This is a genomic window from Halosolutus sp. YCN4, assembly GCF_059736495.1.
On sequence record NZ_JCASSM010000006.1, the window covers coordinates 76,777 to 101,661 of the forward strand.

General features: G+C 66.9%; 23 protein-coding genes. 11 read left to right on the forward strand and 12 right to left on the reverse strand.

The window, feature by feature from the left end:
* Window positions 1–135: 135 nt before the first annotated feature.
* Window positions 136–699, reverse strand: coding sequence for a thioredoxin family protein (locus AC6I6X_RS19865; protein ID WP_497932302.1), 564 nt, complete (start codon window positions 697–699; stop codon window positions 136–138).
* A gap of 219 nt (window positions 700–918) precedes the next feature.
* On the opposite strand from AC6I6X_RS19865, the gene AC6I6X_RS19870 reads away from it, so the two are divergent.
* The 4 genes from AC6I6X_RS19870 to AC6I6X_RS19885 all read left to right on the forward strand — a co-directional run bounded on the left by AC6I6X_RS19870 (window position 919) and on the right by AC6I6X_RS19885 (window position 4,599).
* Window positions 919–1,533: a hypothetical protein gene (locus tag AC6I6X_RS19870; protein WP_497932303.1), complete on the forward strand. Its 615-nt coding sequence runs from the start codon at window positions 919–921 to the stop codon at window positions 1,531–1,533.
* A 167-nt stretch (window positions 1,534–1,700) separates the two neighbouring features.
* A complete protein-coding gene (locus tag AC6I6X_RS19875) occupies window positions 1,701–2,186 on the forward strand; it encodes an Lrp/AsnC family transcriptional regulator (RefSeq protein WP_497932304.1) in 486 nt (161 codons plus the stop codon).
* Entirely contained in the window at window positions 2,183–3,340 is a 1,158-nt protein-coding gene (locus AC6I6X_RS19880; RefSeq protein ID WP_497932305.1) for a pyridoxal phosphate-dependent aminotransferase, read from the forward strand. Before AC6I6X_RS19875 ends, AC6I6X_RS19880 begins: the two co-directional genes overlap by 4 nt.
* Before the next feature lie 44 nt (window positions 3,341–3,384).
* The gene (locus AC6I6X_RS19885; protein WP_497932306.1) at window positions 3,385–4,599 is read left to right on the forward strand and encodes a GNAT family N-acetyltransferase; all 1,215 of its coding nucleotides are present in this window, start codon (window positions 3,385–3,387) and stop codon (window positions 4,597–4,599) included.
* A 2-nt stretch (window positions 4,600–4,601) separates the two neighbouring features.
* On the opposite strand, the gene AC6I6X_RS19890 is transcribed toward AC6I6X_RS19885, so the two are convergent.
* Both AC6I6X_RS19890 and AC6I6X_RS19895 read right to left on the reverse strand, forming a co-directional pair.
* A complete protein-coding gene (locus tag AC6I6X_RS19890) occupies window positions 4,602–5,777 on the reverse strand; it encodes an NAD(P)/FAD-dependent oxidoreductase (RefSeq protein WP_497932307.1) in 1,176 nt (391 codons plus the stop codon).
* A gap of 58 nt (window positions 5,778–5,835) precedes the next feature.
* Window positions 5,836–6,942 carry an NAD(P)/FAD-dependent oxidoreductase gene (locus AC6I6X_RS19895; protein WP_497932308.1) on the reverse strand — a complete coding sequence of 369 codons (1,107 nt, stop codon included), beginning with the start codon at window positions 6,940–6,942 and terminating at the stop codon, window positions 5,836–5,838.
* 319 nt (window positions 6,943–7,261) lie between these two features.
* Between AC6I6X_RS19895 and AC6I6X_RS19900 the strand changes: the two genes are divergently transcribed.
* Window positions 7,262–9,154, forward strand: coding sequence for a sensor histidine kinase (locus tag AC6I6X_RS19900; RefSeq protein WP_497932309.1), 1,893 nt, complete (start codon window positions 7,262–7,264; stop codon window positions 9,152–9,154).
* A gap of 67 nt (window positions 9,155–9,221) precedes the next feature.
* On the opposite strand, the gene AC6I6X_RS19905 is transcribed toward AC6I6X_RS19900, so the two are convergent.
* The 3 genes from AC6I6X_RS19905 to AC6I6X_RS19915 all read right to left on the reverse strand — a co-directional run bounded on the left by AC6I6X_RS19905 (window position 9,222) and on the right by AC6I6X_RS19915 (window position 13,714).
* On the reverse strand, window positions 9,222–9,809 hold the full coding sequence (locus tag AC6I6X_RS19905; protein WP_497932310.1) for a response regulator transcription factor: 588 nt from the start codon (window positions 9,807–9,809) through the stop codon (window positions 9,222–9,224).
* A gap of 170 nt (window positions 9,810–9,979) precedes the next feature.
* Window positions 9,980–12,202: a phosphoribosylformylglycinamidine synthase subunit PurL gene (purL, locus tag AC6I6X_RS19910; RefSeq protein ID WP_497932311.1), complete on the reverse strand. Its 2,223-nt coding sequence runs from the start codon at window positions 12,200–12,202 to the stop codon at window positions 9,980–9,982.
* A gap of 156 nt (window positions 12,203–12,358) precedes the next feature.
* On the reverse strand, window positions 12,359–13,714 hold the full coding sequence (locus AC6I6X_RS19915; protein WP_497932312.1) for a M14 family zinc carboxypeptidase: 1,356 nt from the start codon (window positions 13,712–13,714) through the stop codon (window positions 12,359–12,361).
* Between the two features lie 234 nt (window positions 13,715–13,948).
* Between AC6I6X_RS19915 and AC6I6X_RS19920 the strand changes: the two genes are divergently transcribed.
* Window positions 13,949–14,635 carry a PHP domain-containing protein gene (locus AC6I6X_RS19920; RefSeq protein ID WP_497932313.1) on the forward strand — a complete coding sequence of 229 codons (687 nt, stop codon included), beginning with the start codon at window positions 13,949–13,951 and terminating at the stop codon, window positions 14,633–14,635.
* Entirely contained in the window at window positions 14,632–15,738 is a 1,107-nt protein-coding gene (locus AC6I6X_RS19925) for an asparagine synthase C-terminal domain-containing protein (protein ID WP_497932314.1), read from the forward strand. The genes AC6I6X_RS19920 and AC6I6X_RS19925 overlap by 4 nt, the downstream gene beginning before the upstream one ends.
* A gap of 130 nt (window positions 15,739–15,868) precedes the next feature.
* Here AC6I6X_RS19925 and AC6I6X_RS19930 read toward each other — a convergent pair whose 3' ends face one another.
* The 5 genes from AC6I6X_RS19930 to AC6I6X_RS19950 form a co-directional block, all read right to left on the reverse strand.
* A complete protein-coding gene (locus tag AC6I6X_RS19930) occupies window positions 15,869–16,960 on the reverse strand; it encodes an Mrp/NBP35 family ATP-binding protein (protein ID WP_497932315.1) in 1,092 nt (363 codons plus the stop codon).
* A gap of 132 nt (window positions 16,961–17,092) precedes the next feature.
* Window positions 17,093–17,392: a hypothetical protein gene (locus AC6I6X_RS19935; RefSeq protein ID WP_497932316.1), complete on the reverse strand. Its 300-nt coding sequence runs from the start codon at window positions 17,390–17,392 to the stop codon at window positions 17,093–17,095.
* Window positions 17,393–17,545: 153 nt separating this feature from the next.
* Window positions 17,546–17,854: a hypothetical protein gene (locus AC6I6X_RS19940; RefSeq protein WP_497932317.1), complete on the reverse strand. Its 309-nt coding sequence runs from the start codon at window positions 17,852–17,854 to the stop codon at window positions 17,546–17,548.
* On the reverse strand, window positions 17,851–19,212 hold the full coding sequence (gene nrfD, locus AC6I6X_RS19945; RefSeq protein WP_497932318.1) for an NrfD/PsrC family molybdoenzyme membrane anchor subunit: 1,362 nt from the start codon (window positions 19,210–19,212) through the stop codon (window positions 17,851–17,853). Before nrfD ends, AC6I6X_RS19940 begins: the two co-directional genes overlap by 4 nt.
* On the reverse strand, window positions 19,209–20,978 hold the full coding sequence (locus tag AC6I6X_RS19950) for a 4Fe-4S ferredoxin N-terminal domain-containing protein (RefSeq protein ID WP_497932319.1): 1,770 nt from the start codon (window positions 20,976–20,978) through the stop codon (window positions 19,209–19,211). The genes nrfD and AC6I6X_RS19950 overlap by 4 nt, the downstream gene beginning before the upstream one ends.
* Window positions 20,979–21,310: 332 nt before the next feature.
* Between AC6I6X_RS19950 and AC6I6X_RS19955 the strand changes: the two genes are divergently transcribed.
* The gene (locus tag AC6I6X_RS19955) at window positions 21,311–21,637 is read left to right on the forward strand and encodes a cupin domain-containing protein (RefSeq protein WP_497932320.1); all 327 of its coding nucleotides are present in this window, start codon (window positions 21,311–21,313) and stop codon (window positions 21,635–21,637) included.
* On the opposite strand, the gene AC6I6X_RS19960 is transcribed toward AC6I6X_RS19955, so the two are convergent.
* A complete protein-coding gene (locus tag AC6I6X_RS19960; protein WP_497932321.1) occupies window positions 21,638–22,315 on the reverse strand; it encodes a helix-turn-helix domain-containing protein in 678 nt (225 codons plus the stop codon). It lies immediately after the preceding gene.
* A gap of 204 nt (window positions 22,316–22,519) precedes the next feature.
* Between AC6I6X_RS19960 and AC6I6X_RS19965 the strand changes: the two genes are divergently transcribed.
* From AC6I6X_RS19965 to cyoE, 3 genes are all read left to right on the forward strand, one after another.
* Window positions 22,520–22,753, forward strand: coding sequence for a DUF2249 domain-containing protein (locus tag AC6I6X_RS19965; protein WP_497932322.1), 234 nt, complete (start codon window positions 22,520–22,522; stop codon window positions 22,751–22,753).
* 70 nt (window positions 22,754–22,823) lie between these two features.
* Entirely contained in the window at window positions 22,824–23,057 is a 234-nt protein-coding gene (locus AC6I6X_RS19970; protein WP_497932323.1) for a DUF2249 domain-containing protein, read from the forward strand.
* A 142-nt stretch (window positions 23,058–23,199) separates the two neighbouring features.
* Window positions 23,200–24,696 carry a heme o synthase gene (gene cyoE / locus AC6I6X_RS19975; RefSeq protein WP_497932324.1) on the forward strand — a complete coding sequence of 499 codons (1,497 nt, stop codon included), beginning with the start codon at window positions 23,200–23,202 and terminating at the stop codon, window positions 24,694–24,696.
* The last annotated feature ends 189 nt before the right edge of the window (window positions 24,697–24,885 follow it).

The following is a 24,885-nucleotide window of genomic DNA, read 5'->3' on the forward strand; positions in this document are numbered from 1 at the left end:
CCGCCGAAGTCTCCCGTCGTCGATCGACCTCGACGAACCGATCGGGCCGTCGACCCAGACGGTCTGTTGTGACTCTGTACCGGCGATCGCCGCCCCGGTCGGGCGACCACCGGTAAAACGTTACAACGATCCGTATCAGTCGTCCGTCCACTTGATCGAACAGCCCTGCGACGGCAGCCACTCGAGGTCGACGTCCTCGCCAGCCAGCACGGACTCGATCGCTTCCCGGATGTGAAACCGAGTCGGTTCGTCGTCGGGGTTCAGGGCGTCGTCGAGACGCCCGTGGTAGACGAGTCGGAACTCGCCGTCGTCGTACCGGAAGAGGAAGGGGTCGGGCGTACAGACCGCGCCGTAGGCCTCGGCGACAGCCTGGCTCTCGTCGCGCAGGTAGGCGTCGTACCGGATCCGTCCCTCCTCGACGTACTCTCGCATCTTCTCGAAGGAGTCGTCGGGATACTCCGTGGCGTCGTTGGGGTTGATCCCGACGATCGAAACGTCGTCGTACTCGGCCGCGAGGTCGTCGAGCAGGTCGAACTTGGCCCGAGCGTACGGACAGTGGTTACAGGTGAACACGACCAGCAGCGCCTCGTCGTCGGCGAAGTCCGCGAGCGTGTACGTCTCGCCGTCGACGCCCGGTAGTTCGAACTCGGGTGCGAGGTCACCCTCGTCCAGTTCCGAATCGGATTCTTTCAGGACCATACGTGACCGTTGCGTGCGTTCGACCGTAAGGACTCCGTTCGATCGGGCCCGGTCGATCGACGCGGTTCGTCGGACGAGCGCTGTCGAGCGAGGATCTGGTCAGGAGGGACGCTGTCGATCGGCGCACCGGCCGCGACGGGTGGCCTGCCAGGTCCGATCGACTCTCGATCGCGATACCGACGACCCACCTATTTGTACTCGCAGTGATATCGCGTGTGTATGAAGACGCTCGAGGTCACTGACGAACAGTACGCGTTCATCCAGCACCTCCGTGAAGAGATCGCCGCGGACGTCGTCGGGAAGTACGGCTTCGTCCGCGAACAGGACGCGATCCAGTTCCTGATCGACAACCTCGCGGACGACGTGGCGATCGAGGGCGACTTCGACTCCTCCGCCGCGGACGACGTCGCCGCGTCGGTCGGGGCCGCGATACGCGGCGATCCGGAGCCGAACGACCTCGAATCGGTCTCCTACGTCGAGTCCGAGGAGTCGGAACCGGACGAGTCGACGATCGATTCCGACGCCGGGTCGGCCGCACCGGATCCCACCGACGTCGGACCGGACGTGGCCGACGAACCGGACGGCGACGACGCGGTCGAGGCCGATTCAGGGGCCGGCGGGGATGCGGACGAGACGGCGGACGACGGCGACGGGTCGGCCGACGACGACGACATGCTCGACGAGATGATGAGCCTGCTCGAGACCCACGACGACAAGTGGGGGGAGTCGGATTCGGCGGACTACCGGTACGAGGTCGAACTCCCGGACGGCTCCAGCGAACAGGTCCAGACGAAAGACGACGTCCGGGCGCTGCTGTTCAAGAACTACCGGTAACCCAGCCGTCGACCGGCGCGGACCGTACGCCGACCGGAACGGTACGGCCCTCGAACGGCCGCGGTCCTGTACGGATCCGGGACCGGTCGTGGACCCCGGGCGATCGCACACGATCGATCGACCTGAAAAGAACAACGCTTTTACTCGCGCTTCTGCTTGCCGTTGGTATGAGCGAACGCGAGGTGCTCGAGTTGCTTCGTGAGAACGCGCGGTATTCGGCGGCGGATATCGCGCGAATGACCGACCTCGAGGAAGGCGAGGTCGAGGCAGCCATCGAGGAACTCGAGGCGGCAGGCGTCGTTCGCGGCTACCAGGCCGTCGTCGACTGGGACAAACTGGAAGACGAGCGCGTCCGCGCCGAAGTCGAGTTGAACGTTACGCTCGATCGCGAGACGGGCTACGACGACATCGCAGAGCGCCTCGCACGGTTCCCGCAGGTCAAGGCGTTGCGACTGGTCAGCGGCGACTACGACTTCGACATGGAGGTCGAGGGCGACTCCATCCGGGAGGTCTCGCAGTTCATCAGCGAGAAGGTCGCGCCCGTCCCCGAGATCACCCAGACGGTCACCCACTACGTGATGACCTCCTACAAGGAGAACGGGATCGAACTCGGCGACGGGGAGGACGACGATCGACTCTCCGTCTCGCCATGACGATCGAGCTGTCAGACCGCGTGGCGGCGGTGCCGCCGTCGGGCATCCGGCGGTTCTTCGAAATCGCCGAGGAGCGCGACGAGGTCATCTCGCTCGGCGTCGGCGAACCCGACTTCTCGACCCCGTGGGCCGCACGGGACGCCGCGATCACCTCGCTGGAACAGGGCAAGACCTCCTACACAGCGAACCGCGGGAAACGCGAACTCCGGGCGTCGATCGCCGACTACGTCGCCGATCGGTTCGACCTCGGCTACGATCCGGGCGAGGAGATCATCGTGACCGCGGGCGCGAGCGAGGCGGTCGACCTCGCGTTCCGGGCGTTCGTCGATCCCGGTGACACGGTCGCGATCGCCCAGCCGTCGTACATCTCCTACGAACCGGGCGTGATCTTCGCCGGCGGCGAGGTGTTGCCCGTCCCCACGAGAAAGGAAGACGAGTTCCGACTCACCGTCGAGGGACTGGAGGCGGCGGGCGCGGCCGACGCCGACGTGCTCGTCATCTGCTACCCCAACAATCCGACCGGCGCGATCATGCGGGAGGGGGACCTCGAACCGATCGCCGAGTTCGCCCGCGAGCACGACCTCACCGTCTTCTCGGACGAGATCTACGCCGAGTTGACCTACGAGGGCGAGCACACCTCGATCGCGACCCTCGAGGGGATGCGCGAGCGGACGATCGTCTTCAACGGGTTCTCGAAGGCCCACGCGATGACCGGCCTCCGACTCGGCTACGCGCTCGGCCCCGCGGACGCGATCGGTGCGATGAACAAGATCCACCAGTACACGATGCTGTCAGCTCCGACGACCGCCCAGTACGCGGCCATCGAGGCGCTCGACTCCTGCGAGAACGACGTTCGGGAGATGGTCGACCAGTACGATCGGCGTCGCCAGTTCGTCCTCTCGCGGTTTCGCGAGATCGGCCTCGACGTCTTCGAGGCGAAAGGGGCGTTCTACTGTTTCCCCGAGGTGCCCGACGGCTTCACGGCCGAGGAGTTCGCGGAAGGTGTCCTCCGCGAGCAGGGCGTCGCCGTCGTCCCCGGTGACGTCTTCGGCGACGGCGGCGAGGGCCACCTCCGGATCTCCTACGCGACGGGTCTCGAGGACCTCCGGGAGGCGCTGGCCCGGATCGAGGCGTTCGTCGCGGATCATGGCTAACGCAGTTTACGAACGTTCTTCCCGACCGCCCCGCATTCGCTGGTATGGTCGACTACCGTCCCATCCCGGACGAGCGGGACGTCTTCCACGAATACCGAAGTTACGCGTTCAGGCCCCACGAGGGCGTCCCGGCGTACGATCCAGCGGAGCACGACACGCCGCGGGCGACCCTCGGCGCTCGCCGCGGTCTCTACGAGCACGCGGACGACGAGCGGCCGCGCTGCGTCTGTCGTCACTACTGGCTCGAGGCCCACGTTCGCGGAGAAACGCACGCGACCGCCGGCCTCGCGTCGGTCGCCACACCCCCCGAGTACCGCCGCGCGGGCCACGTTCGCCGACTGCTGGCCGAGTCGCTCGCCGAGTACCGCGATCGGGGAATCCGGTTCTCGGTCCTGTGGCCGTTCCGGTACCGCTTCTACCGGCAGTACGGCTGGGACACCGCCAACCGGATCGTCACCCACGAGTGCGACCCGGCCGTCCTCTCGTTCGCCGCGGATCGCGATCGGGACCGGGGCTCCGCCCGGCCGGTCGACGCCGACGAGTACGACGCGATCGAACCGGTATACGACGAGTGGGCCGATCGCCACGCGCTCGCGCTCGATCGCGACGAGATCTGGTGGCGCCACCGCGTCTTCGGCGGCCACGACGTCGATCCGTTCGTCTACGCGTACGAACGGGACGGGGAACCGCAAGGGTATCTCGTCTACACGATCGACGACGGCGGCGAGCGGACGATGACCGTCACGGAACTGACGGCCGTCGATCACGAGGCCTACCGGGCGCTGCTGGCGTTCTGTTACGATCACGACTCGCAGGTGGACCGCGTTCGGTTCCGGATGCCGGCGGACGACCCCCTGCGCGCGACCGCGGCCGATCCCGACGAGATCGAGACGACCGTCGAGAACGGGCCGATGGTCCGGATCGTCGACGTCGCGGACACCCTGGCGGCGCTGTCGTACCCGTCCCTCGATCGATCGCTGACGCTCGCGGTCGCCGACCCGCTCGCCGACTGGAACGACCGGACGTTCTCCCTCGCCGTCTCGGACGGCCGCGCCGAGTGTGCGCGAATCGATTCCTCGGCCGCGGACGACCCGGACGTGACGCTCGACGTGGCGACGCTCTCGCAACTCGCCGTCGGCGCCCGATCGGCCGCGACGCTCGATCGCCTGGGGCGACTCGGGGACGCGACCCCGGAGACGGTCGCGACGCTCGCGGACCTGTTCCCGGAGCGGAACGTCTACCTCGGGGAGTTCTTCTGACCCTAGACGACGTTGCGTTCCGTGCGCTCCGCACCCGACGCGAACCGATCGCTCGAGAGCGCCTCGCTGTCGACGAGCGACGCCTCGCCGTCGACGACGAGTTCTGCGACGAGTCGACCGGTCGCGGGCGCGTGCTGGAAGCCGTGCCCCGAAAAGCCGGCCGCGGTGATGAACCCGGGAACGGTCTCCTCGACGATCGCGTTGTCGTCCGGCGTCACGGCGTACAGCCCCGCCCAGCCGCGCTTGAGCCGCGACTCCGGGCCGAAGTAGGTCGTCCACTCGCTGGTCCGTTCGACGACGTCCGCGGCCCAGTCGAAATCCATCGACGTCTCGTAGCCGCCCGGATCGCGCGCCGGATCGTCGTCGGCGAGGTGGCCGCCGACGAGTGCGTCGCCGTCCCGGTCGGGACGAAAGTAGGTGCCGCTCCCGAGGTCGATCGTCAGCGGATCCGTCTCCGGAATCGCCGTTTCGGGTTCGACGACGGCGATCTGTCGGCGCTTCGGCGTGATCGGGAGCGAGACGTCGGCTAGTTCGGCGACCCGTCCAGCCCACGGCCCCGCCGCGTTGACGACGAACTCGGCCTCGAGTCGGCCCCCGGGCGTCTCGACGCCCGTCACCTGCCCGTCGCGATCGGTTCCGGGGCTGGAACCGCCCGCTCTGAGGACGTCGATCACCGGCGTCTTCGTCCGCACGTCGACCCCGGCGTCGGCCGTCGCCCGGGCGTAGGCCTGGAGCGCGAGGTGCGGATCGGCGACCCCGTCCGTCGGCGAGTACGTCGCCGCGACGAACCGCTCGGGATCGATTCCGGAACAGTACTCTCGGGCCGCATCCGGGTCGAGCACCTCGCTCGGGACGCCGTGATCGTTCTGCATGGCGACCGTCTCCTCGAACGCCGCGGCGGTCTCCTCGTCCCGGGCGAGGAAGAGATATCCCGTCTTCCGGTAGTCGATGTCGGTGCCGAACCGCTCCTCGAACGCGTCCCAGACGCGCATACTCTCGCGGGAGAGGTCGACGTTGACCGGCGTCGAGAACTGCGCACGGATGCCGCCGGCCGCCCGTTCGGTGCTCCCGCCGCCGATCGATCCCTTCTCGCAGACGGTCACGTCGACGCCGCGCTCTGCGAGTGCGTACGCGCTCGAGAGGCCGACGATGCCGCCGCCGACCACGATCACGTTCATACGCCACAAATTGACACGGCCGGGGATAAGCGTTCGTTCGATCGGGACCGCGGTCGAATCAGGAGAACCGATCGGGGGAGAGTCGATCGCGAACGTCGCGATCGGGTTCGCGGTCGATCACCTCGCCGACGACCTCGGCGACGGCCGGCGCGAGCGTGATCCCGTGGCCGGTCATCCCGCAGGCGACGACGAACCCGTCGACGGCCGTTTCGCCGACGATCGGCCGACCGTCCGGGGTGACGGTCCGGAGGCCGATCCACGAATCGAGGACCGTCGCGTCCGCGAGCGCAGGAACGTCGGTCGCCAGTTCGGTGGCGGACGCGACGAATTCGTCCGGGACCGAGAGGGAGTCCGGATCGTACCGCTGTCCGTCGACGTACGTCGTCAGGAATTCGCCGATCCACGCCCGGGTCCCCTCGGCACCGCCCCCGGGCCGGACGTACCGGTTCGACTCGAAGATGGTTACCGGGCCGTCGATCGGTTCGGGGGCCTCGAGTTCGACCATCGGCCCTTTCGTGTGACAGAGCGGGAGCGAGACGCCGACCGCCTCGTTCAGGCGCGGGGCCCACGGCCCCGCCGCGTTGACGACGCGATCCGCCTCGAACCGTCCCTCGTCCGTGACGACCCTCGAGACGGCCCCGTCGGACGTTTCGACGTCCGTGACCGCGACTCCCGTTCGGACGTCGACGCCGCTGTGACGTGCACGATCGGCAAAGGCCGTCGCGAGCGCCCCCGGTTCGTCGAACACGGCGTCGGCGGGCGTGTAGAGTGCGCCGGCGAACCTCGCGGGTTCGACGCCGTAGTCGGCCAGTTCCGTCGCCTCGACGAACGACGCGTCGACGCCGTACTCCCGGAGCGACGTCGCCGATCCGGCGAGGCGATCGGCGAAGACGGGCGTCTCCGCCACGTGGAGCACCCCCGGTCGCTCCGGGTCCAGCGACGACGAGTCGAACAGGTCCTGGTATCCCGATCGCGCTCGCGCTCGCAGTCGCAGATCGAACGGCTCCGGTTCGACCGCGGCCCGCAGCACGATCCCCGCGGAGGCGGCCGTCGTTTCGCGGCCGATGTCCGCTCGTTCGAACAGGGTCACGTCGTGGTCGGTCTCCCCGAGTCGCGACGCGATCGCCGTGCCGACGATACCACCGCCGACGATGATGACGTTCATGCGGGAGGGTACCACAGCAGGGACGAAAGAACCTCCCCCGGGACGCTGAGACGGTTTGCTGTACCGAATTGCCGGCGCTGATCGCAGAGCGTCTCGCGGTCGCGCCAGAACTGACCGCCAGCAGTCCGTACGACGTCTGCCGGCGACGTCGACCGACACCGCCGCGGCAGGACGACGCCGTCGCGACGAACGGCCACGACACTGAAATACCGCCTTCGAGTAGTAGCACATAACTGTCTCCAGCGATGACCGGAACGGGAGTGGGCTCTAGCTGCCAGAACGCCCGTCACGGGTCGAGCGGGTGCGGGGGTGAACAGCCGTGACGTCGCGATCGGTACCGATCGTCGACCGGGTCACCGACGCCTTCTTCGCGCTCGATACGGACTTCCGGTTCACCTACCTCAACGATCGGGCCGAGGCGTTGCTCGAACGGTCGCGAGCGGAGTTGCTCGGTCGCGTCATGTGGGACGAGTTTCCCGAAACCGTCGAGACGCAGTTCCCGGACGGCTTTTACCGCGCGATGGACGAACAGGTCCCCGTCTCGTTCGACATCTACCACTCGAACGTCGAGACCTGGTTCGAGACCCGGGCCTACCCGTCCGAGACCGGGCTCTCGGTTTACATGCGCGACGTCACCCACCGGAAGCGACAGGAGACGACGCTGGCCCAGCACGCGGCCGTCGTCGAGGCCGGCCACGACGGCGTCGTGACGCTCGACCGGAACCGCGAGATCGTCACCGTCAACCGGGCGCTCGAGACGTTGCTCGGGGTCGATCGATCGGCGTTGATCGGCGAGCACGTCGAAATCGTCCCCGAACTCGCGGGTATCGATCCGGTCGACACCCTCGAGATCGGCCGGGCGATCACCGACGTCGACGTCGGGAACGCCGACCGGCGCAACCTCGAGGTCGCCTTTACCGACGCCGGCGGCACCGATCGGATGGGCGAGTTCCGGATCGTCCCGATCGAGGACAACCGGGCGACCGTCGCCGTCATCCTCCGGGACGTCACCGACCAGCACGAACACGAGCGCGTCGTCACGTCGCTCCACGAGATCACCCGGTGGCTCCTCGAGTCCGACGATCCGGAGGAGATCTGTGCGATCGCCGTCCACGCGGGCAGCGACCTGCTCGAGTTCCCGATCAGCGGCGTCTGGTTGCTCGACGACGAACACGGCTACCTCGATCCCGTCGCCGGCACCGCGGGCGCCCACGAGGAGTTCGGCGGCCTGCCCCGCTTTTACCCCGGTGAGGGACTCGTGTGGGGCGTCTTCGAGGCGGGCGAGATCGAGCGCTTCGACGATCTCCGGGCAGTCGAGGGCCTCTACAACCCCGACTCGCCCATTCGATCCGAGATTATCGCCCCGATCGGGACCCACGGCGTCCTCATGACCGGGTCGCGCTCGCCCAACCAGTTCGACGAGACCGACGTCGACCTGCTCTCGACGCTCGTCGAGAACACCCGGGCCGCGCTCGACCGGGCCGACCGGGAGCGAATGCTCCGCGATCGAACGACGGAACTCGAGCGCCAGACCGAGCGACTCGAGTCCGTCGCGGAGATCCTCTCGAACGACCTGAAAGACCAGCTCGAACGGGTGTCGGAAGCGCTCGAGGACGAACCCGACGAGTGGGAGTTCCCGCTCGCGGACGACGCCGTCGAGACCACGCTCGACAGGGCCGAAGCCCTCGTCGACGACGTCCGGGAGTTCGCCCGGAACGCGTCCGCCGTCGGGCCCCGGAGCCGGATCGACCTCGAATCGGCGATCGAGACGGCGCTCGACCGGTCCCGCCTCGACGACGACGCGGTCATCGTCGACCAGTCGGCGATGCTCCGGGCCGACGCCGATCGGTTCGTCCACCTGCTCGAGACGGCGTTCGACAACATCGCGGCGCGTGCCGAGGCTGACGTGACGGTCCAGGTCGGGGTCGTCGGCGTCGAAAACACCGGCCGAACCGGCCGGTCGGAGGACTCGCGCGGGTTCTTCCTGCTCGACGACGCCACCGAGATCCCGCCGACCGCCCACGAGCAGGTCCTCGACCCCTCCGCAGACGACGATACCGCGATCGACGGCCTCGGACTGGCGCTCGTGCGAGCGATCGCGGAGGCTCACGACTGGACGATCTCGGTCGACAACGGCGAACACGGCGGGACGCGAATCGAGATCCGGGACGTGACGACGCTCGAACTCGGCGAATCTCCGGCCCTGCAGTGAACAGGAGGCGTGACGCTGATCGGGCGATCGACGGTGGCTACTATAGGCGGACGGATTGCTGTCCGTATCAGCCCTCGAACATCGTCTCTCGCGTGATGTCCTGACAGAGCCGCCGGTAGCTGTCGCTCTCGAGGAGTTCCTCCATCGTCTCCGTGACGTTCGCCTTGAGCACGGCCAGACGGTCCTCGAGTTCGGCGTACTCCTGGCTCGTCTTGCGCTCGGCCTCGGTCTTCTGCGCGTCGAGCAGCGCTTTCTTCGAGGCGACCGCGAACAGGGTCTGGAGTTGCTCGTCGTACGACGAGCGGAGCAGCAACTGGTCGATGATCGAGTGCAGTTCGTCCTTCGAGACGGGCTTGACGAGGTAGTCGTCGAATCCCATCCCGATGATGTCGAAGTCGGGTTCGACCGCGGTCACCATCGCGACGCGACAGTCGAGTTCGCGCTCCCGGATGGTATCGAGCACGGTGTCCCCGGAGAGCCCCGGCATCCGTCGATCGAGGAGGACGATGTCGATGGTCTCCTCGATGGATTCGAGCGCCTCGGTCCCGTCGTAGGCCGTCGTCACGTCGTACTCCTCGTCGAGCCACGCAGCGTAGAGGTTCGCGAGGTCGGGTTCGTCTTCGACGATCAGGACGGACGGGTGCTCTGGGACCATCGACGTGTGCCTCCGGGACTCCGGTTCGTTGGAGGGGTTGTACCGAGAGTATATCAAAATTCCGGGCGGTCGACGGCGATCCATTTCCGGAGGCCCACCGGGACCGATCGAAATCGATCGAATCGTACCCCGAGCGCGTTTCGAGGGGGCCTGCTCGGCAGTGGCCCCGTTTACTGGAGTTCGCGTTCGATCGTCGCGCGCCGGTCGGCGATGGCGGCCGCGTCGGTCGCGATCGTCCGGTCCCCGACCTCGATCGAAAGCCGGCCGTCGGCCGTTGCCGAGCCGAGTTCGTGGACCGGCGCGACGCCGTCGAAGGCCTCGCGGACCGCGTCGGGCGAATCGGTCTGGACGAGCGCGCGACCCGGCTGCTCGTGGAAGAGCGCGCCCGCGGGGTCGTCGTCTGCACCCGGGATCGAGACCGCCAGTCCGGCGTCCTCGGTGACCATCTCGGCGAGCGCGACGGCGAGACCGCCGTGACTGACGTCGTGGACGGCCAGCGTGGCGTCGTCGTTCGCGACGCTCGCGAGCGTCTCGACGACCGCTGCGGGTTCCTCGGGAAGGGCGGGGAACCGATCGCTGCCGTCGAATCGCGCGAGGTATTCGGAGCCGCCGAGTCGGGCCTCGCCCGCGAGGCCGAGGTCGCCGACCAGGAGGAGAGTGCCCTCGGGCGCGACCGAGAGCGGCGGGGCCTCGTAGCCGTCTTTCGTCCCCACCATCGCGAGCGTCGGCGTCGGCGGGATCGGACCGGCCACCGAGTCGTTGTACAGCGAGACGTTCCCGCCGACGACGGGCGTCGACAGCGTCTCGCACATGTCTGCCAGCCCGTCGACGATTCCCTCGAAGCCGCCGTAGACGTCCGGTTTCTCGGGGTTGCCGCCGTTCAGGCAGTCGACCGCCGCGAGCGGCGTCGCCCCCTTGGCCGCGATGTTCGTCGCGTTCTCGAGCGCGATCGCTCGCGCGCCCGCGTATGGCGCGGCGGTCGTCCAGTTGGGCGCTGCGCCGGAAGAGATGGCGAGCCCTTGCTCGGCTTCGCGAACCGCGATGATCGCCGCGTCGTCACCCGGTCCGACGCTCGTCCGCACGCCGACCTCGTGATCGTACTGGCGGTAGACCCACCGCTTCGAGGCGGTGTTCGGACTGGCGACGATCGTCTCGAACGCCTCCTCGAGGTCGACCTCGGGGAGGTCCGTCGGGGGCTGGTCCGGTTCCTCGCTCTCGAGGTCGTTCATCGGCGCGCCCTCGCCCAGGAAGTAGGCGTCGACGTCGACGACCGTCTCGCGCTCTCGTGGCTCCGCACCGTCGCCGCCCGAGTCGTCCGAGGCGCGTTGCGCCTCACTCCCCCCAAACGTACAGACGTAGTTGCCGTCGGTGACCTCGCCGATGACCGAACAGCCGAGGTCGTACTTCTCGGCGATTTCACGGACGCGATCGACGTTCCCGGGTTCGACCTCGTAACACATCCGCTCCTGGGACTCGGCGAGCAGGATCTCGAGCGCCGACATGTTCGGTTCGCGCTGGTGGACCCGATCGAGTTCGATGTGGGCCCCGAGACCGCCCTTGGCGACCAGTTCGCTCGAGGCACCGCCGAGGCCGGCCGCGCCGAGGTCGCGGGCGGACTCGATCAGGCCCTCGTCGACGAGGACCTCGTTGGCCTCGATGAGCAGTTTTTCGGCGTAGGGGTCGCCGACCTGGACCGCGGGTCGGTCTTCGGTCTCGGCGTCCTCCGCGAGGTCCTCGCTGGCGAAACTCGCGCCGCCGAGGCCGTCGCGACCGGTGGCGTTCCCGACGAGCACGAGCTTGTTCCCGGGTTCCTGGGCCTCGGCGGTGACGAGTCGCTCCTCGTTCGTGAGGCCGACGCAGGCGACGTTCACCAGCGGGTTCCCCTCGAAATCGGGGTGGAAGTCGACGCTCCCGGCGACCGTGGGAACGCCGATGCAGTTGCCGTAGTGGCTGATCCCCTCGACGACGCCCTCGAAGAGGTACTTCGAGTGTTCGCGATCGAACTCGCCGAAGTACAGCGAGTCCGCGAGCGCGATCGGGTACGCGCCCATCGAGAGGGTGTCCCGGACGATGCCGCCGACGCCGGTCGCCGCGCCGTCGAACGGGTCCACGTAGGAGGGATGATTGTGGCTCTCGATGCCCATCGTGATGTACGTCGAACCGTCCCCCTCGTCGTCCGCGTTCTCGCCCGGCAGTGCGACGACCGCCGCGTCGTCGCCCGGCCCCACGACGACCTGCTCCCCCTCGCTCTCGAACGCCGACAGCAGGGGTCGCGAGGAGCGGTACGCGCAGTGTTCGCTCCAGAGGTTTTCGAACAGCGCCGCCTCCGCCGCCGTCGGCTCTCGCCCCAGCTCCTCGACGACGAGTTCGCGGTCCGGATCGGCAAGACTCATTCACCTAGGTGGTGAAAGTCGGACGGTAAATGGGTTTCTATGTGCACGATCGTGTATTAGTCCGGCCGCGGTCCCGCGGATGAGATCGGTACGACCCGAGCGCGATCGGCGACCCGTTCCGAGGCGATACGCACTCGGGGGACGATCGCTACGGCGTCATCGCCGTCGCGACGGGGACCCGCGTTCGTCGTGAGGATTGTCGATCCCCTCCGGGATCGGCAGATCGAAGTAGGTCGTCTCGTCCACGTCGTGGATCGATCCGTCAGCGATGCGCTCGAACGTGGCCATGATCCCCTCGACGGAGACCTTTACCATGGTGCCGAGGGCCTTCTGGCCGCGATCGTCGCTCTGGTGGGAGACCTCGTAGAGCGCGCCCGCGGCGTCGGTCTGCGGACAGAGCGCGTCGAGGTAGGAGCCCCAGAGCGGCCCGTACGCGTACCGCGTGATCGTGTCGAGTCGACCGCGGCCGAACTGGTCCATCCGTTCCGGGACGAGCCCGGCGAGCTGGAGGGAACGGGTCTGTGCGTCGACGGACATGAACGGGTTGCCCTCGGCGACATAGGGCGCGTAGTCGACGCCCTCGAGATTCGCGTACGTCGGCCCGTAGGGTGCCATCACGCTCATGATCGATTGCCACTGCGGGCCCGAATTCCCGTCGGGAGCCTCGGGAACGGCGGTCGGTCCCTGGTGGTGGTGCGTGAGCGCCCAGTCCGGATCGGCGTCGAGGAACGATTCGGTGACCGCCCGCGTCTCCGGATTGAGGTTCAGCCCGGCGCTCCAGAGTTCGTCGTAGGGATCGCCGTCCTGCAGTTCGAGCGGGACCCGGTCCACCGGAACGTCGAGATAGCCCAGATTCGCCTCCTCGTCGACGACCGTCCACCACTCCTCGGGTTCGTCGAAGGGCTCGAACCCCGGAACGACGCTGAACCCGCGATTCAGATCGTATCCGGGGACGTCCAGGTTGTACGCGTAGGAATTCGCGTTGGCGTATCGGGAATCGTCTTCGTCCCACGTCGACGTGTTGTATCGCCGCTGGCGGAACTCGCCGTCGTCCCCGAGTCCGTCGTCGCCGACGAAGTTCGCCCCGTCCGGGTTCACCCGCGGCACGATCGTGATCGTCAACTCGTCCAGGATTCGATCGATCTCCGGCGCGGATCCGGTCGCCAGCCGCTGTAGAATTCCGACCATCGCCTCCGCTCCGGTCGGTTCGTCGCCGTGGATCTGGTTGATGATGTGGACGCGCTCGTCGCCGTCGCCGGCGGTCACCTCCCAGATCGGATCGCCGCGCCCGGCGGATTCGCCGATCCGTTCGAGGGCGACGCGATCGCTTCGCTCGTCGATTCGGCGGAGTCGCTCGCCGAGTTGCTCGTTGTCGAGGTAGCCGCTGTAATTGACGGCCCGCTCGTTCGGTGCCCAGGGGCCGCCGGGCCGGTAGCGATCGTCGCGCGCGCTCACCATCCCTGCCAGTGCCGATGCCGCGAGTCCCAATTCGAGGAATCGTCGTCGGTACATGCGAGGATACGGCCCGATCATCAAGAAACGTGATTATAAAATTATCGTGAACTATCGTTTTTCCAACCGGAATTCGTCGAGTACCCGAGCACCACTTTATCCCGGAAACCCGGCGAGCGATCGACGAGTCCCCCGTCGTCCATCAGATATCTCGCCGTTCTGGACCGACCGACGAGCGCAGTCGTCCGTCCGCTTATCGGGGCGCTTTTGATCAATCGCGCAAAACGATCACTCGTGCTGTCGGTCGAACTCCACACGCATTCGTCGCTGTCCTACGACGGCCGCGACCCGGTCGAGCTCATCTTAGAGCAGGCCGAGGCCGTCGGTCTCGACGCGATCGCAGTGACGGACCACGACGAGATCGACGCGAGCCTCGAAGCCGTCGAGCGGGCCCCCGAGTACGGTCTGGTCGCCATTCCCGGGATCGAGATCTCCAGCAAGGCCGGCCACGTCCTCGGACTGGGCGTCGAGGAGGCCGTGCCACCCGGACTCTCCTACGAGTCGACGATCGAGGCGATCCACGACCAGGGCGGCCTCGCGGTGATTCCGCACCCGTTCCAGGAGTCGCGCCACGGCGTCATGGCCCGGATCTCGCGCGACCAACTCGCGCTGGGCGACGCGATCGAGATCTACAACTCGCGCCTGCTGACCGGGCGGGCGAACCGGCAGGCGGAACGGTTCGCACGGAGCCGCGACCTCCCGATGACCGCCGGGAGCGACGCCCACATCAGCGAGATGGTCGGGCAGGCCGTCACCCGGGTCGACGCCGACGAGCAGTCCGCCGACGCGATCCTCGACGCGATCCGCGAGGGGCAGACGTCCGTCGAGGGAAAACGGACGCCGTGGCACATCAGCCTCCGGCAGTTCGGCGGCGGCGTCACACGGAGACTCAGGAACACCGTCGTGGGGCTGTTCGGATGACCCTGCGCGGTGCCGATCGGGCCCTCGTTCGCGACGCGCTCGCGTCCGGCGACCCGCTCCCTGGGACGACCGGTTTCGCAGGACTCGTGGACGATCGGCTCGTTCGCGACGTCCTCGGGCGGGTGCCGCTGTTCGTCGAGGCCGGGGCCGACGACCCGGCGGCAGACGACGCCTGGGCGTTCGAACCGACCGCGCTCGACGATCCCGAACTCGTTCCCGCCGGCGCAGTCGTGGGCCCCGACGATCCCGCCCCCACGATCCGATGGTCCCTCCCCGATCCCGACCCCGAGCCCGATCGATCGGCGGCGCTCGATCGGCTTCGCGAGACGATCCAGACGGCCGCGGACGCGGCGACGGCCGGCACGGGGAACGTCGCCGTCGCGTTCTCCGGCGGCGTCGACTCGGCGCTCGTCGCGGAACTGCTCGACGCGCCGCTGTACGTCGTCGGGTTTCCCGACAGTCACGACGTCGACGCCGCGCGGACGGCCGCGGCAGCGATGGGTCGCGATCTCACCGTCGTCGACCTCGAACCGGCCGATCTCGAGCGGGCCGCGCCCGCGGTCGCGCGAGCGATCGGGCGCACGAACGCGATGGACGTCCAGATCGCCCTGCCGCTCTACCTGGTCGGCGAACGGGTCGCCGCCGACGGCTTCGATTCGCTCGCGCTCGGCCAGGGGGCCGACGAACTGTTCGGCGGCTACGAGAAGGTCGTCCACCTCGATCACCGCGTCGAGGCCGACACGGTCCGCGGCGCGGTCCGGGAGGGGATCCGGAGCCTCCCCGACCAGCTTCCACGGGACGTCCTCACCGTCGAAGCGACGGGGCTCGAGCCGGTGACCCCGTTACTCCACGATGCCGTCGTCGACGCTGCCCTCAGGCTCCCCGACGCGTTGCTGGCCGACGAGGAGACGCGAAAACGCGGCCTCCGGCTGGTCGCGACCGACTATCTCCCCGCCGAGGTCGCACACCGCGACAAGAAAGCCGTCCAGTACGGGAGCCTCGTCGCTCGCGAACTCGATCGCCTCGCGAGACAGGCCGGCTACAAACGTCGCATGGACGACCACGTCACGAAGTACGTCGAATCGCTTCTCGAGGGGGACTGATCAGAGAGCAGCCGAGGGCGTTCGAGTGGGCAAATACGGACCGGCGACTCGACGCAACCGATCGCGCTCGACACCTCCCGACCGATCGAGTCACGCCGAACTCGATCGAGAGCGACGAAAACGCCGACACTCAGTCCTCGGTCTCGGTCGGCAGCGCGTTGTCCGGTTCGCCGCCCTTGTGCTCGGCGACCGTCCGGCGGTTGGTCTCGCCGACCCGATCGGCCGTCTCGGCGACGAAATCTTCGAGCGTCTCTTGGACCGGGCTTCGATCGTCCTTGACGAGCGCGCCTTCGCTCCCCTCGGCCCCGAAGTCGGGGTGGATCGGGATCTGACCGAGCAGGGGGATGTCGTACTTGTCGACGATCGTCTGGGCACCCTCGGTGCCGAACAGGCCGTGTTCGTCGTCGCAGGTCGGGCAGATGAACGAACTCATGTTCTCGACGACGCCGAGGACGGGCGTGTCGTGCTTGTTGAACATCTGGATGCCCTTCCGGGTGTCGTCCAGCGCCATCTCCTGTGGCGTCGTGACGACGACGGCGCCGGTGACCGGCATCGACTGCAGGAGGTTCAGCGTCGCGTCGCCGGTCCCCGGCGGGAGGTCGACGATGAGGTAGTCGAGGCGACCCCACTCGACGCCCTCGAGGAACTTCAACATGAACTTGTTGACCATCGGCCCGCGGAGGATAGCGGGGTCGTCCTCCTCTTCCATCATGAAGCCCATGCTGATGACCCGGACGCCGTCCGATCGCGGCGGGACGATGTCTTCGCTCGGGGTGACGCCCGGTTCGCTCTCGACCGGCAGGATCCGCGGGACGTTCGGCCCGTGAATGTCGGCGTCGAGCAAGCCGACCATGGCCCCGCGTTTCTCGAGACCGGCCGCGAGGTTGGCCGCGATCGTCGTCTTGCCGACGCCACCTTTCCCGGAGGAGACGGCGATGACGTTTCGCACCCGGGGCAGGACCTCGTCGTCGAACCCGTGTTCCGCACCGGCCTGCGCCCTGAGATCGGCCTCGAGGCCGACCTCGTCACAGAGTTCGCGGATCCGGTTCCCCAGTTCCATCTCCGAGGGCGCGTACGGCGCGTTCAGCGCGAGCGAGATCCGTGCGGTCTCGTCGTCGATCGTTACGTCGTTGACCAGCCCCAGCGAGACGATATCCTCGCCGATGTCGGGGTCTTCGATCTCCTCGAGTTTGATCTCAAGTTCGTGTTCTGTAATACTCATGGTGCGTCGAATCCGTTAGCGGGAGTAAGGGATCGAACCGGGATACGTGTGATGGTTCGAACTCCGAACCCGCGTCTCCGGGGACGCGAGACGCCGCCCACGGCGGACGGCGATCGCGATCGGGCGGCGTCGTTACGGGCCGACCGGTCCGAGCGGTTCCGGCACGCCGCCGTAGAAGACGATCGCGATGAGCATCGTCAGGATGAACATCCCGATCCACATCTGGGCCGTGATCCCGACCAGGTACGTCACGCCGAGCAGTCCGGTCTTCGTGTTCCGCGGCGTCCCGAGAAACCACGCCGCGACCATGACGTACACCGGGACCAGAATGACCCCGAAGATCAGGTACGTCCCCGTGTTCGGGAACCCGGTGAGCCCTGCCGTCCCTTCGTAGCCGTGGTAGAGGACGGCGGAGACGAGTGTGTTGAGCACACCCATACCCCCACCGGAATCCTTGTCGTCATTTGGCATGCGATTTCAGGGTCCTTGTCGTCCCCGCCGAGAGCGGCTCGAACGTGACGACTATCGAACCGCGACGCTGGGTGACGAGCGTTCGCAAAAAACCGGTCGACAGTGCGACGGCGTCTACGGACCCACGGCGCCGATCGGTTCGGGCATCCCGCCGTAGAAGATGATCCCGATGAGCATCGTCAGGATGAACATCCCGATCCACATCTGGGCCGTGATCCCGACCAGGTACGAGACGCCGAGCAGGGCCGACTTGGTGTCGCGCGGTTCACCGACGAACCACGCCGTAACCATGGCGTACACCGGAACCAGGATGATCGCGAAGATCAGCCAGGTACCGATGTTCGGGAAGCCGGTGAGGCCCTCGGTCCCGTCGTAACCGTGGTACAGCACCCACGAGAGCGCGGTCGCGAGCGACGCCGTCATGCTTCCACCTCCGGCTCAGCCGCGTTTTCGTGGGCCGCTTCGTGTTCGTGGTCCTCGTTCAGGTGTTCGATCGCGTGGAGTTCGACCACCGGAACGACCTTCGAGACGGTCATGAAGATGAGCACCACCATGCCGATCGTCCCGGCCAGCGAGAGCCACTCGATCAGGCTCGGGAAGTACTCGCCGGGGGTGGCCTCGTAGATCATGAAGACCGGGTGAAGGAAGCCCTCGATAACGAAGAGCAGTTTCTCCGTGAACGTCGCGGCGAGCACCGCGACGCTGACGATGAGCGCGCGCTTCTTGCTGAACAGCGCCGGACGGATGATCGTCGCGAAGATGTACGCGAGCGAGAGGCCGATCGTGCCGATCGCGATCCGGTAGATGGGGCTCCCGACCTTCGCTTCGGTCGCGTGGGCACGGGCGAGCGGGGCCTTGAACAGCCCGTTGACGCCGAACTGCAGCTGGAACCAGAGGAACAGCATACAGAAGAATCCGAGCCAGAGCAGGAGGCCGCGGAAGATATCGTCGGTGATGATGTGATCCCAGTCGTACGCGCGGCGGAACCCGTACGCGACGAGGGTGACACCGCTGATCGCGGACATGAGGGCGATCGAGAGGAAGGTCGGTCCCTGGATGCCGCCCTCCCAGCCGGGCATCGCCGGCAGGAGTGCGAACAGCCACGGGATCACGCCGCCGTGGAGCAGGAGCGGGGCCATGATGATGACCGCGAGCGCGAGCCACCAGACCATCCGCTCGATGATCTCGTCTTCTGCCTCGGAGTAGCCGAGGGTCATGACCTTGTAGATCGGTTCGAAGCGGTCCGGCAACTGGTCACGAAGTCGCGTGATGTCGTACCGGAGCGTCAGCGCGAGGTAGGTCGCGGTCAGCACGAAGTAGGCCGTGATGACCGTCACGTCCCACACCAGCGGCGAGTTGTTCACCGTGATGTGATAGTGGCCGAGCACGCTGGTGACCATCCGATCGGGGCGGCCCATGTGGACGAGAATGTAGAATCCCGCCGCGGAGAGGCCGGCGATCGTCAGCAGTTCGGCGAGGCGGGCGACCGGCATGTATCGCTCCATCCCGAGCAGTCTGACCGACGCCGAGAGGATGATCCCGCCGTGAGCGATCCCGACCCACCAGATGAACGCGCCGATGTAGAGGCCCCAGGTCACGCCGCCGCCGGATCCCCAGTCGCCGAGGCCGGTGACGACGAGTCCCTGCTGCAGCTGGTAGGCCCAGCCGACGAGGAAGGCCCCGAGCGCCAGGGCACAGACGGCAAACAGCGCGACGTACTTCTTCGTGAACGTGTTGATCGGGCGGAGGATGTCCGCTTCCGATGGCGTTTTGGTGCTCATCCGATCCTCACCCCTGCGTCACCGACGGTCTCCTCGTCGAGGACTTCCTTGCGGTTGTCCGTCAGGCCGACGTCTTCGTAGGCGACCGGGCCCTCGACCTGCTCGGCCTCCGGACCGGGTTCGTTGCCGATGTAGGTGACGTTCGGGTGGGTCCCGATGTCCTCGAGCAGTTTGAACGTCGACGCGTCGCCGCCGGCGTAACTCTCGAGCACTTCCCGGGCGGTGTCCTCGTCGGTGATCCCGTCTTCGGTGACCCACGGTTCCTCTTCGCCGTCGAGAATCTCAAGCGACTCCTGGACCTCGGCGGGCGTGATCTCGCGGGACTCGTAGCGATCGACGACGCCCTGGACGCTCTCTTCGGCGTTCGTGACGACGGCGTCCATCGCGTCGTTGGCGCGATCGAGGTCGTCCTGATCGGCCTCGCCCTCGTCGAGGAGGGCGTCGACGATGGTCGCGAGTTCGTCCTCGGAGCGTTCGTCGCCGAACTCCTCCTCGAGGATACCCGTGAGGGCCTCCCGGAGGTCCTCCTCCTCGAGGGAGAGTTCGTCGTCGCTGACCTCGCCCTGGACGTACAGCGCGGCTTCGATCTCGTCGAAGCCCCAGTCGCTCTCGCTGTAGTTCATCTCGAGGAGACCGATGTTTCCGTCGAGGAACTCGTAGGACTCGCTGACGTCCTCCTTGTTGGGGCTCTGCCCTTCGACCTTGTTTCGGGCGCGGCCCTGAACGACGTTCGCGAGGTACCGCTGAGGCGTACTCTCGGGATCGTTCATGTCCCCGAAGTTGATCGCCTGGGGCGGACAGGCGTCCTCGCAGGCGGTCGTGCCGACCTTCTCCTCGCCGGAGAACCCGTCCTGACGGGTCGGGCACATCGTACACTTGCTCATGACGCCGCGGGGGGCGCGGCTGTCGACCCAGCGGTCGCGCTCGTCGTACATGTGCTCGTTCGTCGCGCCCATCTGTTCGGCGGTCGCGCGAACGTCGTCGGGGGACGCTTCCGGTTCGTCCCACTGGAAGTAGTTGACGCCGTACGGACAGGCGACCTGGCAGTACCGGCAGCCGATACAGACGTCGTAGTCGGTCAGCACGAGGCCGTCCGAATCCCGCGTGTGGCGGGCCGTCGTCGGACAGACCTTCTCACACGGCGCGTCGGTACAGTGCTGACACGGACGGATGAGACGGTTGCGCCCGCCGGGCGTCGAGTCTTCGTAGTCGAGAATGTACATCCAGTTGACGCCCTGGTCGAGATTGTTCTCTTCCTTGCAGGCGGTGACACAGGAGAGACACCCGTCACAGCGCTCGAGGTCGAGTACCATCCCCCACTGGGTCCCCTCGTCCTCGCCGCCGCCGTGGCCCTCCTCTTCGGCCGCGCCGACGCTGGCTTGCTTACTGTTTTCCGCGGTGCCCCAGGCGCCGAGGCCGACGGCTGCCGCACCGGCACCCATCTTCTTCATTGCGTCGCGACGGCTCTCCTCGCCGTCGCCCTCGAACTTCTCGAGCATCCGGGTGACGGTGCCCTTCCCTTCTTCCTGGGCCCGTTCGTAGGCCTCCTCGGTCGGGCGATCGTCGACACCGAACTCCTCCATCACGTCCTCGTGATACTTCTCGTGGAATTCGGCTTCCGAGAGTTCGCCCTTGGTGACGGCCATCGCGTCCTGGGCCATCTGCATCCCGAGGTCGCTGTCGTACTCGGTCTCGTCGAGCATCCCCTCGAGTTCGTTCTCCCACTCTTCGCCGAGCGGGTGGAACGAGTCGTCGTCCGTACTCATCTACCCTGAACACCCCTGACAATGGTTACGGCGGTCCGATGTAATTGCATGCCGGCACGTAGTTGAATACATGTCTCTGTACTCTACCCCCGTCTCATAACTAGACCCGGTTGAAGTGTTGAGCCGATTTCCATCGTGTGAGAATCGATGCGATCATGTTCGGATATTTATAAACATATATAGTAACCGGTGCTTGCGAACGCCGGTATGTGGTATCGAGTGACAGTCGCCCATTGGGGAACTCGAGGCCTCTTCGACGGCCGATCGGACGTCGTTCGACCGAATTCGTTCGGCCAAATGTCCTTTCGGACTCCGGACCGACGGTCGTGTAGATGACAGCCCACCCATCCGACGACGAGTCGCCTGCCGTCCAGTCGCTCGAGGCCCTGGAAAGCACGCCGCACGCGCAGGTCTTCGACGGGGAACCGAAGACGATTCGGCTCGCGCTCGAGGCGGGCGAATCGATCGCACCGCACCAGCATCCCGATCGGCAGATCGTAATGCACGTCCTCGAGGGACGACTCTCGGTGTCGCTCGACGGCGACGAGTACGAGGTGAACGCGGGAGAACTCGTGCGATTCGACGGGGCACAGGACATCGCGCCGGAAGCGCTCGCCGACTCGACCGCCCTGCTCGTTCTCGCGACGCGGGCCGACTGATCAGTCGCTGACGAGTTGTTCCTCGAGACCGGCCTCCTCGTCGGGAACGCTCGGAACGTCCTCGACGAACCGCTTGATGATCGCCTCCTCGGCGCGGTGGAGCGTCTCGCTACAGGTCGACTTCGCGATGTCGAGGTGGTCGGCCAGTTCCGTGAGCGAACAGCACCGGGGCGTGTCGTAGTACCCCTCGTCAACGGCGGCGACGACGATTTCGAGCTGTCGTTCCGACAGTAACTGGCTCTCGTGGAGCCGTTCCCGGACGTGCTCGATCCGGTACTGGAGCCCGAAGTGCTCGAACTGTTCGGCGAGTTCGGCGAGCCGTTCGCGCGAGCCGGTGACCTCGATCGTGGCCTCGCCGTCCTGGATCTCGACCGGCAACTCGATCGGCATCCCGGATTCCCGCGAGGAGAACTGCAACAGCGGGACGGTCGTCTCGAAGTGGACGGTGGCCTCGTTGTCGCTCCACTGGGCGAGGGTCAGTTCGGTGATCTGGGGGTGTTCGTTCATGTCGTCGAGTACCTCAGCCACGTCCGGACCGGCGATTCGGACGAGCGCGAAGCCCGACTCCGAACTGGGAACGGCCGCGAGAACCCGGAACGTCGACTCCGGGTGGGCCGTCGAAACCTGTTGAATCCAGATCTGCTCGGGCATCGTGAGTGTGAGCGTTGCCTGTGCCATACGATCGTGTTCTAGTCGGATCTACGTACCCGTGGCCCCGAATATATTCGGCAAATTCCTAATCCGTGGGAATTGTCCGCACCCCGTCCCGGTCGGAGGGGATCGGACTCCCGACCCAATTCGACGCCTCCCGATCATCCGTGTCTCGGTGCTCGAACACGTTCGCCTTAACAGCCAACCGTCACCGTCCCGAACGATCGATCGATGACGACGAATTCAACGCCGGCCGAACGAACCCTCGACGTGCGCGAGATCGACGGCGAACCGTTCGACGACATCGTGGCCGCCCTCGACGAACTCGGGGCGGACGATCGACTCCGACTGATCGCCCCGTTCGAACCGGTCCCGCTCTACGGCGTGCTCGAGACCCGCGGCTTCGAGCACGAGAGCGAACGACACGAAGGCGACATCTGGCACGTGCTAATCCAGCAGGCGTAGCCGGCGAGACGATCTTCGCGAACGTGTTCGGGCAAATATCGAAAGGACTGCGACGGTGATCTCTGACTGCATGACACGACTCGACGTCAGGGACGTGCCGCCGGTGAACCGCCATCCGAAGATCCACGAGACGTTCGAGGACCTGGAGCCGGGCGAGACGCTGACGATCGTCAACGACCACGAGCCCAAGCCGCTGTTCTACGAGTTCCAGGCCGAAGTGGAGGCGTTCAACGCCGACGGATACGAAGTCGAACAGGTCGCCCCGGACGAGTTCGTCGCCCGGTTCCCGAAAGTAGAGGCGTAGAATCGGCGACCGAATCGCCGTCGGACCGGGCCGATCGGCTTCCCGACGCGATCGAGGCGGCCACGAAGGCGGCATCGAATCACGAACTGATAGCGGCGACGACTGACACGATGACGACTGGCACGATGACGATCGATACGAGATGATCGACGGACTCGACCGACGACAGTTCGCGAACCTGCTCGCGGGAACGACGATCGCGGCGTACGTCCTCGTCGCGCTCGGGACCGCCGTCTCGACCACGGACGGCGCAGCGACGTGTACGACCTGGCCGAACTGTTCGACCGACCCGACGCTGGGGTCGCTCTCCGGCGACCACCTCCTCTTCTGGGGCCACCGCGTGGCGGCCCTCGTGGCCGGTCTCCTCGTCGCCGCGTCCGGCCTCGCGACTCGGCGGATGGAGACCGATCGTCGGGTCGCCGGTCTCGTCGGTACCGCGGTCGTCCTCTTTCCCGTCCAGGTCGTCCTCGGCGCCGCGATCGTCGTCGGGGGCCCCGCCGTCACGAACCGAATCCACCTCGCGCTCGCGATGGTCATCTTCGCCTGCCTCCTCGTCGCGCTCGTGCTAACGCTGGAGGACAGCGCGCGCGAGGCGGTGGCCGATTCGCGTTCCCCGGAACGGATCGCCGCCGATTCGGGGGTACCCGAGCAGGTTGGGTCGGGTGCCCCCGAACGATCGACGGCCGGTACTGAAGCGAGCGGCGACGACGGAAGAGGGGCCGGTTCGGTCGCGACCGATCGGCCGAGTGACTGGCCCGAGCGCCTCCGCCAGACGGTCGGCGCCTACCTGACGCTCACCAAACCGCGGCTGATGTGGCTGCTCTGTCTGGTCGCCGTCGCGGGGATGGGGCTGGCGACGCTGACCGGCGAGTCCCTCGAGTTGCCGACCGCGATCGCGACGCTCGCCGGGGGCGTCCTCGCGATCGGCGCGAGCGGAACCTTCAACCACGTCTACGAGCGCGACCGCGATCGGCGGATGAACCGCACGGCCGATCGGCCGCTGGTCCACGACCTCGTCCCGGCCCGGAACGCGCTGGCCTTCGGGGTTGCGCTCGTCGCGGCGTCGATGGCCGTCCTCGCGTGGTGGGTCAACGTGCTGGCGGCGGCGCTGACGTTCGTCGCGATCGTCTACTACGCGGTCCTCTACACCGCAGTGCTGAAGCCGAACACGGCCTGGAACACGGTTCTCGGCGGCGGCGCCGGGGCGCTCCCCGCGCTCATCGGCTGGGCGGCGGTCACCGGGAGCGTCGGCCTGCCCGCGATCGCCCTCGCCGGCGTGATCTTCCTGTGGACGCCCGCCCACTTCTACAGCCTCGCGATCGCGTACCGAGACGACTATGCGCGCGGCGGCTTCCCGATGTACCCGGTCGTCAGGGGCGTCCTCGCCGCGCGTCGACACGTGATGTTCTACCTCGGCGCGACGTTGCTGGCCACGAGCGTCCTCGGCTGGCTTGCCGGGCTCGGCTGGGTCTACGCGACCGCGTCCGTCGCGCTGGGTACCGTCTTCCTCCGGTCGGTGATCCGCCAGTACCGCGTGCCCACCGAGGAGGTCGCGTTGCGCTCGTTCTTCGCGTCGAACTACTACCTCGGCGCGATCCTCCTCGCGATCGTCGTCGAGACGCTCGTGATCGCGGTCTAGCGCGGCGCACGCGGACTAATTTCTCGATCGCCGTCGGCTATCGCAGACGGACGTACTTAACTGACCATAATATAGCGGGAATCGTCGACCCGAGGAGTATATAACTGACCACGATATGGCGGGAATCGTCGATTCGATTGCTATCGTATGGGAATCGTCGGTACGGTTGAACATACGTCTATCCCTATA